The sequence below is a fragment of the Fodinibius sp. genome, from assembly GCF_041642155.1.
In the GTDB taxonomy this organism is placed as follows: domain Bacteria; phylum Bacteroidota; class Rhodothermia; order Balneolales; family Balneolaceae; genus Fodinibius.
The window spans coordinates 1-2,706 of sequence record NZ_JBEPWZ010000360.1 but is presented as its reverse complement, the minus strand read 5'-3'; the positions used below and the strand labels follow the sequence as shown (position 1 = coordinate 2,706).

At 47.2% G+C, this 2,706-nt stretch carries 1 protein-coding gene and 1 pseudogene; both read left to right on the top strand.

What is annotated here, in order from left to right:
* The coding region (locus ACESLU_RS13900) for a SusC/RagA family TonB-linked outer membrane protein (protein WP_372639232.1) at positions 1 to 2,439 on the top strand (2,439 nt) is incomplete at its 5' end.
* 17 nt (positions 2,440 to 2,456) lie between these two features.
* Positions 2,457 to 2,706: pseudogene (locus tag ACESLU_RS13895) on the top strand (RagB/SusD family nutrient uptake outer membrane protein); the annotation flags it as partial.

Sequence of the window (2,706 nt, the reverse complement as noted above, 5' to 3'; positions counted from 1 at the left end):
TCGTTTGATTCTCCCATCGCATTACCTCATCAGGAAAGTTCATTAATTTGGGCAACGGCGTTTAATCAGGCTGCACGAAATGCGGGAGAAGCTGCTGTCTATTCGGATGAGCAGATGGACCGGATTACAGGCTATATAAATGGCGACTTCCAATATGAGTATGACCCGGAGAATCCCATATCCTCGTTGTGGTCTGGTCGGGATGAGGGCAATGCCAATTATGACTGGCCCGATGAGTTTACAAAAGACTTTTCGTTTGGCCAGAAACACAATCTCAGCGTAAATGGGGGCGGTGAGGATATACAGTATTTTCTGTCAGCCGGGTATAACGAAGACAACGGAATATACAACTACGGGTATGATTATTATAAACGATACAATTTCCTGGCAAATCTTACGACAGATGTTACCGATTGGCTCAGTGTTGATCTCAGCAGTAAATTCATTCAGACAAAAACGGATTATCCAATAGGGATAACGACTGCTGAGAGAGATTGGTTTTTCCTGAATATGATGAATTTCAGTCCCATGACCCCGAAGTATAATATCAATGGGACCATTCAGCACGGCCATATACGGAACTTACAGGATGCCGGAAGAGACCAGACGGAGAATAATGACTTCTGGCTGAATTTGAGTACAGAGATTGAGCCTGTGGAAGGTTGGCTGACCACCTTCACTTATAATTACAACCTGGAACAGTTCAGAAATACCAGGAATCCGCAGCCCGTCATGGTAGAGCTTGGAAATGGGGAATTTGATAATATTGGCAAGCCGGGTACCGCCCATGAAGTACGGTTCGCAAAACCAAATTACAGGAAATTTAATGTACGCACTTCTTATGAAAATACCCTTGAAAGCCATTATTTTAAGGCGATGGTCGGATTTGAGCAGGAGGACAACACCTATGCCAGTCTGTATGGGCGGGGAAGTGAATTAATAACAACAGAAGTGCCGTCTATTAGTACCTCTTTAGGTCAGACCACCGTTGATGATGCTCAGTCTCACTGGGCTACCCGCGGTATTTTCGGGCGCCTGAATTATAACTATGACGAGAAGTATCTGATTGAAATCAGTGGACGGTATAACGGGTCGTCCCGTTTTGCCGAGGACGACCGGTGGGGGCTGTTTCCATCGGGCGCGGTTGGCTACAGAATTTCAGAAGAGGATTTCTGGGAACCGGTAAAACAATATGTCAATTTCCTGAAACTCAGGGCTTCCTACGGCTCTCTGGGGAACCAGCAGGTTGCTAATTATCTGTACCTGTCCAATGTGTCCGTTCAAAGCGAGGCGCCCTGGATTATCGGCGGGGAGCGGCCTCCCTATGCAAACACGCCGGGACTCATTAGCAATAATTTGACTTGGGAAACCATAACAACAACGAATGTTGGCTTCGATGCGGAGTTCCTTGACAACCGCCTGGATGTAACGTTTGACTGGTTCCACAGGAAAACCAGTGATATGATTGGTCCCTCCGAGTCGCTTCCAGGTGTACTGGGCACGAGTGCACCGGAAATGAATAATGCTACGCTGGAGACCAGGGGCTATGAAATAGCACTGCGATGGAATGACCGCCTTTCCCCTGATTTCTCCTATAACGTCAGGGCGAGTCTGGGGGACAATAAGACGACCATCCTGGAGTATAAAAATGAAAATGGGCTGATTGACACCTGGTATGAGGGGAAAGAGGTTGGCGAGATCTGGGGCTACAAGACAGGGGGAATAATTCAGTCTGAAGGCGAGGAAATGCCCGACCAGTCGGAACTCTACAGCAGCTGGGGTCCGGGGGACATGAAGTATGTGGACCTGGACGGGGACGGAGCTATTTCGGAAGGTTCGAGAACGCTGGATGATCACGGAGACCTGAGCGTGATTGGAAATACTTCTCCCCGGTATAATATTGGCCTGCAGGCGGGATTCAACTGGAAATGGTTTGATTTCAGTATGCTGTGGCAGGGGGTGGCCAAGCGTGATTACCATCCGGGAAGTTCATCGCTGGTGTTCTGGGGCTTGAACTCCTCGCCCAACGGTTCCGGGGTATATGAAGGGTCAAAAAATCTGGACTACTGGCGGCCCGAAGATGAAACCGGCCGGCTGGGTCCTAATACTGATGCTTATTTTCCCAAACCCTACTTTAGTGGTGAGATCTCAAAGAATCGTCAAACCCAGTCCAAATATGTTCTCGATGCTTCTTACCTGAGGTTAAGGAATTTGAGAATAGGGTATTCGGTCCCCAATGCTTTTTTGAACAGATTTCAGATTCAACGTGCCAAGATCTATTTTGCGGGATCGAATTTGCTTACCCTTAAATCGCTGCCCAAAGTGATGGATCCCGAGACAGCCATTGCCTCGGAACCTTCGGAAGGCGGATATAGCAGGTCGGGTGTTATTTATCCGATATCACGTACGCTTTCGGTTGGTGTTAACTTAGAATTTTAGAATCATATCTACCAGTTATGAAATATTTACAAGCAGTTATCGGTGTAATCGCGTTTAGTATTGTTATTAGTGCCTGTGATGATGGCTTTCTGACGAGAACGCCTAAAGATCAAATATCATCTGCGGATTATTTCAAACAGCCGAATGATCTGGAGGCCTATGTCAATCAATTCTATGATTATGGCTCCTTTCCCATCTATGACGACTGGGGGGTGGATTACGGAACCGACAACCAGGTAACGGATGATATAGATAGCAGGTTGGAAG